The following is a 7,526-nucleotide window of genomic DNA, read 5'->3' on the forward strand; positions in this document are numbered from 1 at the left end:
TTACCAAACCGCATCGGCATGGTCTCCACATCCTTGAGACGGTCATAAACATGGAACAAACTTTTGCCGCTCAACATCATAGCTCTGCTTGGCGCACAAATGGCACCATGGTGCCCGCCCATGACATAAGCATTTGTGAAAAAACTTCCCTCTCTGGCCAATTGATCAATATTTGGAGTTTGAATATGTTTGTTGCCGGTTAAACTCAGGGCATCTGCCCGTTGATCATCTGTAAAAAGAAATAAGACATTTGGTTTTACAGGTTCTTTTTGAGAGCAGGAAAACATCAAAATGACAATAAGACTGCAGGCAGAAACTGTAAATTTTATCATAGTATTTTGTTTAGAAGTGAAGTCCTATTCAATTTAATTTGAATTTATCAAGGTATTGGCATTTTTGAAAGGTTTGCTATGATAAGTTCAAGATATAAATAATCTTCCGGCCAGATATGGGAAATTGACCAATCCTCCATCCAAATTGGTCACCAGTATCATCCTTCTTCCACCATTCCCTCCATTCCTTTATTTTGATCGGGTTTTGGCAGGAAAGCGATAAATACCGCTCCAAGCAGGGCCACAAAAATCAAAACAGTGAATCCTGTCGCATAGCTTTGGGTAGCTTCGTTATAGAGAATACCCAATAGAACGGGGAACAGCGCCTCAGCAACTCCATCAGCCACCAGTATAATTCCCATGGTCCTTCCCAGGGCTTTCAGCCCAAACAGATCCCCGGCCATCAGTGGGATAATCATATAATCCCCGCCCAAGCCAATTCCAAAAACCACCGCGAAAATGTATATCCTACCTGAAAAGTCAGGAACCAACAACAGCGGAATAGCTGCAGCCACAATAAAATAAATCATTAGCATCACATATTTCCGGTTGATGATATCAGCCAGCCACCCCATCAATACCCTGCCTATCAAACTGGACATCAACACAAAGGACATGACATGTGCCGCCTCAGTCTGGGAAAAATTCAGATCACTTAGGTACAATTTGATATGCTGACCGATTCCCCCTACAACCCCTATGGAACACATACTGCCAATTGCCAATAGATAAAAATTCCTGCTCCTCAAAATTTTCCGCATGGAGGCTTGTTCTATTTTCTTCTCCGGTTCTTTTGGCAACAAGCTGGCTTCTTTGATCGCATTGTCTTTAATAAAATAAGAAATGGGAAAAATGATCAAAAATCCCAAAATACCCAATGCTGCCATGGCCATCTGCCAGCCATATACTTTTTCCAGTCCCGCAGCAATCAGAGGAACTACCGCTCCTCCGGTTCCAATACCCAGATAAGCAATCCCCATGGCTTTGCCCCGGTTTTTACTGAACCACCTGGAAATCAAAACCTGACAAGGCAATGGACCGCCAAACACATAACCCAGTGCATTGAATATGTAGAACAAATAAAACATTTCCAGTGAACTGGAAAATGCAATCCCGACAAATGCGATTGCAAGCATCAGGGATCCTGTCATCATCAACCGGCGCGGACCGTATTTGTCAATCAGCCATCCTGCCAAAAATCCAAACAATGGAGCCACCACCAATTTCCCGACGGCATTCCCTGAGGTGATGACTGTTCTGGACCACCCTCTTTCTTCCATTATAAAATCAAAAAAGAACGGTAGACCATAGAATCCAAAGCCGACTATGGCAAAAAGCGCCAAAAACGCGGTTACGATAATATATCCCTGTGAACTGTTGGGTGAAGGTTTGATGACTGCTTTGAGACTGCTTTCCATATTTCCGGATTTTGGATATTCAGGACAATTTAAAAACTCTTTGAAAATAAGTAGAAACTTTGGGAAAGTTATTTCATGAATGAAATCCAAGGGTCATTTTGAAAGATAAACTTTCCCAAAGTTAAGGAACCTTACAATCTGGGGATCGTCAATCCTCCATCCACCATGATTACCTGTCCCGTGGAATAAGGAAAATTACCTGAAGCCAGGGCAGCAACTGCTTTTCCCACGTCTTCAGGCTGTCCCCAACGCTTTTGTACACAAAGTCCTTCGGCAATCAGTTTGTCATATTTTGCTGTTACTGCTGAAGTCATATCCGTGGCGATAACTCCCGGCCTTACTTCAAAGACGGGAATATTGTATTCTCCCAATCTAACTGCAAAAAGCTGGGTGGCCATACTCATTCCTGCTTTGGCCACACAATACTCACCTCTGTTGACGGAAGCTACCGTTGCAGAAATGGAGGATACATTGATAATGGAAGCCTCAAAATCATCTTTGTCATTTTTTTGTGCAATCATCCAGTTGGCTGCAGCCTGAGAAAGAAAATAGGCCGAATTCAGATTGGTCTTCAGCACATATTCAAAACTCTCCTCAGTCGCTTCCAGAATGTCCTTTCGTTCCTTTGGGGCTACCCCAGCGTTGTTGACAAGGACATTCAGCCTTCCAAAATGCTTCTTTATTATATCAAAAATATTTTTTCTGGCTTCCGGATCCCCCACATCTCCCTGACAATACAGGACATCCGCCCCAAGTTCCCTGAGTTCGTCCAAGGGATCCTTCACTTCTTCCTCCATTCTCATCCCGTTGATGGCCAGATCAAAACCTTCCCGGGCAAGCGCTTGGGCAATGCCAAAACCTATACCTCTGGAACCTCCGGTGATCAATGCTGTTTTTTTCATAACCTTGAATTTACATGCTTACAATTCCGGTATCTCTACCCAGGCCCTTTTCTCCCAACTTTCAATTCCTTTTTCGGCCAACTGAACGCCCTTGGCTCCTTCTTTCATATCCCAGGGGAAGGGATCGTCTTTGACCACATGCTTGAGGAAAAGCTCCCATTGGACTTTGAAGGCGTTGTCAAAAGGTTCCTGCTCGGGGATTTTTGACCAGCCATCAAAGAAATCAATGGGCTGGGCAATGTCGGGATTCCAGACCGGCTTGGGGGTATTGCCATAATGCTGAATGTAACATTCCCTCAATCCTGCCACCGCAGAACCCTTGGTGCCGTCAACCTGTAAGGTCAGCAGATCATCCCTTCTTACTCTCACGGTCCAGGAGGAATTGAAATGTGCAATCACATCCCCTTCCAGCTCAAAAGTAGCATAAGCCGAATCATCTGCAGTACATTTGTACTTATTTCCCTGCTCATCCACTCTTTCTTTGATATGGGTTGCACCCAGACAGGAAACTGCTTTTACCTTGCCGAAAATATTGTCGAGGACATATCTCCAATGGCAAAGCATATCCACAATAATTCCTCCGTCATCCTCTTTGCGGTAATTCCAGGAAGGCCGCTGTGCCGGGATGGTATCTCCCTCAAAGACCCAATAGCCGAATTCCCCTCTGACCGACAGGATCTCACCAAAAAAACCGTTTTCTATCAACCTCTTGATTTTTCTTAATCCCGGCAGCCACAACTTGTCCTGCACCACGCCGTTTTTCACCCCTGCATCCAGACATAGTTGGTGGAGTTCCAAAGCGGTGGCAGTATCCACTGCCATGGGTTTTTCGCAGTAAATGTGTTTGCCCGCCTTAACTGCTTTCCTGACCGCATCTGCCCTTCTCCCGGTGGTCTGTGCATCAAAATAAATGCTGTATTGTTCATCGGCCAACACGGCATCCAGGTCTGTGCTGAACTTTTCAATTCCGGATCTTTTACACAGGGCTTCAAGTTTAGCCGGATTCCTCCCGACTAAAATCGGGTCCGGCATGATGCTTTCATCATTGGGCAATTTTACCCCTCCCTGTTTGATGATTTCAACTATGCTGCGCATCAGGTGCTGATTGGTGCCCATCCTGCCGGTCACCCCGTTCATGATAATCCCTACTTTATGTTGCATTTTGATATTTTTTTCGATGTTAACAATGGTAATAACTTTCAACAATTTTATCCAAAAACTCATTTTGGTCACCTGCCCATAAGCGGTCGGAGAAAATCTCCACCTCATTGAATCCGGTGAATCCCGCTTCCTCCACCCAAGAGCGGATGAGAGGGATATTGATGCATCCCTCTCCCATCAGACCACGGTCATTGAGAAAATCCGTAGTAGGACTCAGCCAATCACAGATGTGAAAGGCCAGGAGATTGCCATGGGCTCCGCATCTTTTGATTTCGGCTTCCAGATTTGGATCCCACCATAAATGGTAAACATCAGCCGCAACTCCGACAAAATCAGAATTGATTGCTTCGGCCATGTCATTCGCCTGGGCCATGGTATTGATGGCTGACCGGGTATCTGCATACATGGGATGCAAGGGCTCGATGGCCAGTTTCACTTTGTTTTCAATCGCATGGGGCAAGACTGCTTCAATCCCCTCCTGTATCTGTGCCCTTGAAACCTCCAAAGGCTGACCGGGATCTGCCCCACAGACCAACACCACCATTTCCGCTCCAACTGCGGCAGCTTCATCCACTGCCTTTTTGTTGTCAGTGATAGCCAATTGTCTTTTGCCCAGCGTAGTCGCCGGAAAAAATCCCCCTCTTACCAGGGCTACAGCTTTCAAACCATGGTTTTTCAGCATTTCTCCGGTCTGAACAATATTCCTGCCTTCCAGGTAGTTTCTCCAAACAGAAATACCCTTGACCCCTGCTTTTTGATATTGCTCCGCAGCTTCTTCAATGCTCCAGGGCTTGGTCGTGATGGTATGGATGCAGAGTTTGCTTAAATCCTTGATGGGCCCGCTCATTTGGAAAGACAGTTGAAGAAGGTGTAATACTTTTCATTTTTGGCAACCCTAAGTAAATAAAGTGCGGCTTCCCTGCCATGATAATCTCCCCACATGCTTGATTCCCCACAGGCGATTTTTTGTCCCGCAGGCACATGGTCCCAGCCATTTGGCTGATGGTAGATGGAATGCAGGATAATCCCCTGATGACTTTTATCTGTACTCAGATAAGGCTCATCAAACAAGGTCCTCAAAACCGTAAGTCCGGCCTGCCAATATTTGTTGCCATTTTCAGTATCCCCTTTTTTCTGCAGGTATTTACCCAGCCTAAGCAGTCCCTGGGCACCGATTGCCGCTGCGGAACTGTCCACAGGTTCAAAGTCGTTGAAAGGATCCGCAGCCCGTGAAAGATAATCTCCCAATCGATGAAGATTTGGTGCTCCTGTATCCCAATATGGAATCCCGTCAATAGGGGTGTGGTCAATATAAAAATCACAGGTAGCCCTCGCCGCCCGCAACATAAAGGCTTCAATGTCTTTTCTGGCTCCATAAGCTTCCAGTTCCTGATCGCTCACCGTTTCCAAAAACTCCAACTCCTCGGCAAAACCGACCATTCCCCAGGCCAGGCCTCTGGTCCAGGTAGAAAATCCCGTGTAGCCCTGCTGGGTATTGGGACTACGGAAATTTCCGTCTTTTACATTAAAGATAGATTCATGGGCCGCCCTTCCCCAGATATCATAACTGTCCCTTCCCTCACCATAGAAGATGGAATAATCTGCTGTGGCCTTGGCATGCGTCAAAGCTCTCGCCAGAAGATTGACCCTGGCATCGTTTTCTTCCTGCAATACATGCCCCAACCGGTGGCTGAGCATCAGGATCCGGATTGTCCTGATTGTATCCACAAAAAGAGAGTGGGGCCCATTGAAAGAATAAATGAAACCGCCGTCCTTGATTTTGGTCCAGCGGCTGGCCTGCACTGCCCCTGAGATTTTGAGAGCCAGTTCATAAAAGTTTTTTTCCCATTCATTGAAAGAGATTTTACCCTCCACCATCAGGCGAAGTAAATTGCCATAGGTACTGATATTGTTGAAGCCATGGTCATGTACCCCGATGTGGCTGACGTGGGGAGCCATCAACTGAACGGTTTTGGATTTACCCATTTTCAAAAAGGATTCATCCCCTGTGGCATCATATTGCAATATGGCGGAACCAAACTGGAAGCCCTGCGTCCATTCGGTCCATCCCCGGGTGGAGTATTTACCATCAACCGTAAATACGGGCGTTCCCTGATTGATGGGATATTCCTTATCGATGTTGACGATTTTTTCCCCGGAGAGCTCCCAGAATTTATTCATGGCAGGCAATAAATCTTCAGGTTTTAGGTTGTAATCTATCTTTATCATAATGGTACTTTTAATTTTTAATTTTGAAAACACTTGCCCCGGATCAACCCGATCCAAACTGTATCCTCCATTGGATATCTATTCAGAAGAAACCCTTATAATAAGGGACAAATCAATAAATAATGGAGCAGAAATACAGAGATGGCAAAAGTCAAAGCTAATGAAAACGCTAAAAAGAATAAAGGTATAATTGAATCTAAAACCGGTACTTTTCGTCCATCAGCTTTCTAAAGTCTGATGGACTGTAGCCTGTTTTCTTTCTAAAAATCCTGCTGAAGTAGGACGGATCCTCATAATTCAGCTCGTAGGCAATTTCTTTGTTTGAGAGCGGAGTATAAAGCAAGAGACGCTTGGCCTCCAGAATCAACCTGTCTATAATGACCTCCCCTGCCGTTTGACCCGAAATCTGCTTGACATATTTGTTGAGCTGGGAGGGTGAAAGCGACAACAATTCCGAATATTCCTGCACCAGGTGCAGTCTATGGAAATGCTGCTCAACAAGCATATTGAACTGCTGAACAAACCTAAAATGAGGCTCATTCATTTTTTCCCTATGTGCAAAATACTGCAAATAAAAATCCCTGCATTTCAAAAGAAAGATTTGCAGAAAACTCCTCAAAACAGCTTTGTTCATAGGCCTGTCACTTAAGTATTCTTTCAGCATCTGTCCGAGCAAAACCAACAATTCCTCATATTGCTGACCTTCTAGGTTTAGAATCGGGGACATGCTTCTGTTGTTGAAAAATGGCAGGTTTTGGAGCAAATCCTGATGGAAAGTGTCCAAAGAGTAGAATTCCCTGGTGAATACAATTAAAAATCCATGATATCCTTTATCCCTTGCAATCAGGTGAACCTGGCCCGGAGAAATGAAGTGTACACTTTTGGATTGGATTGGGTGATTCACAAAATCGATTTCATGTTTTCCGGAGCTGTTGATAAAAAAACAGATTTCATAGTAATTGTGCCGATGTGGCCAATTGGTTTTGTGGGGATAGGTGGTATTGCTGATATCCTTGCCCTCCACCTCATAAATCTGAAAAGCCTTGTGCTGGACTGCTTCCGGTAATTCGTAGGTTTGGATATGGGTCGACATTGGTGTGGTGGGGAGACTAGGCCGAGTAAAGATTATAAATTTAAAGCTACAATCCCTATTTTCAATTTACAAGCCATAAGTTTCCATGTGATGGCCTTTTAAAAGCCATGGCTCTTGATTCTTTGACTTATAATGAAAAAAGGTGACCTTTAGCTCTTCTTATTTCGACCCATCGGTAATCACCACCTGATCCAACCTGTTTTATTATGATAAAAACCGTTTTATTTAGTTGCTTATCCTTAATTTTTGTATTCGGGTGTACCTCGAATTCCAACCAATCTGAAACCAATGAAGACTGGCAAATACTTTTCAACGGAATAGATCTTGATGATTGGGTGGTAAAAATCCACCAGCACGAAGTAGGTGATAATTATGCCAATACCTTCCGGGT

At 44.7% G+C, this 7,526-nt stretch carries 7 protein-coding genes and 1 pseudogene; 1 reads left to right on the top strand and 7 read right to left on the bottom strand.

Features of this window, described 5'->3' with window-relative positions:
- The 7 genes from ACEW8O_RS04080 to ACEW8O_RS04110 form a co-directional block, all read right to left on the bottom strand.
- On the bottom strand, positions 1-332 hold a 332-nt coding region (locus ACEW8O_RS04080; protein ID WP_373493349.1), incomplete at its 3' end, for a sulfatase-like hydrolase/transferase.
- Positions 333-490: 158 nt separating this feature from the next.
- A complete protein-coding gene (locus ACEW8O_RS04085; RefSeq protein ID WP_373493350.1) occupies positions 491-1,750 on the bottom strand; it encodes an MFS transporter in 1,260 nt (419 codons plus the stop codon).
- Positions 1,751-1,881: 131 nt separating this feature from the next.
- Positions 1,882-2,652, bottom strand: coding sequence for a 3-ketoacyl-ACP reductase (locus tag ACEW8O_RS04090; protein WP_373493351.1), 771 nt, complete (start codon positions 2,650-2,652; stop codon positions 1,882-1,884).
- Positions 2,653-2,670: 18 nt separating this feature from the next.
- Positions 2,671-3,813, bottom strand: coding sequence for a Gfo/Idh/MocA family protein (locus tag ACEW8O_RS04095; protein WP_373493352.1), 1,143 nt, complete (start codon positions 3,811-3,813; stop codon positions 2,671-2,673).
- Between the two features lie 19 nt (positions 3,814-3,832).
- Positions 3,833-4,660 (bottom strand): sugar phosphate isomerase/epimerase family protein, encoded by an 828-nt coding sequence (locus ACEW8O_RS04100; RefSeq protein ID WP_373493353.1) that lies wholly within the window; start codon positions 4,658-4,660, stop codon positions 3,833-3,835.
- Positions 4,657-6,042, bottom strand: a complete 1,386-nt coding sequence (locus ACEW8O_RS04105) for a glycoside hydrolase family 88 protein (protein WP_373493354.1) — start codon at positions 6,040-6,042, stop codon at positions 4,657-4,659. Before ACEW8O_RS04105 ends, ACEW8O_RS04100 begins: the two co-directional genes overlap by 4 nt.
- Positions 6,043-6,238: 196 nt before the next feature.
- Positions 6,239-7,135: a helix-turn-helix domain-containing protein gene (locus ACEW8O_RS04110; protein ID WP_373493355.1), complete on the bottom strand. Its 897-nt coding sequence runs from the start codon at positions 7,133-7,135 to the stop codon at positions 6,239-6,241.
- A 206-nt stretch (positions 7,136-7,341) separates the two neighbouring features.
- Between ACEW8O_RS04110 and ACEW8O_RS04115 the strand changes: the two are divergent.
- Positions 7,342-7,526, top strand: a pseudogene (locus tag ACEW8O_RS04115) (DUF1080 domain-containing protein); the annotation flags it as partial.

The sequence above is a fragment of the Aquiflexum sp. genome (assembly GCF_041749095.1).
Classification (GTDB): domain Bacteria; phylum Bacteroidota; class Bacteroidia; order Cytophagales; family Cyclobacteriaceae; genus Aquiflexum.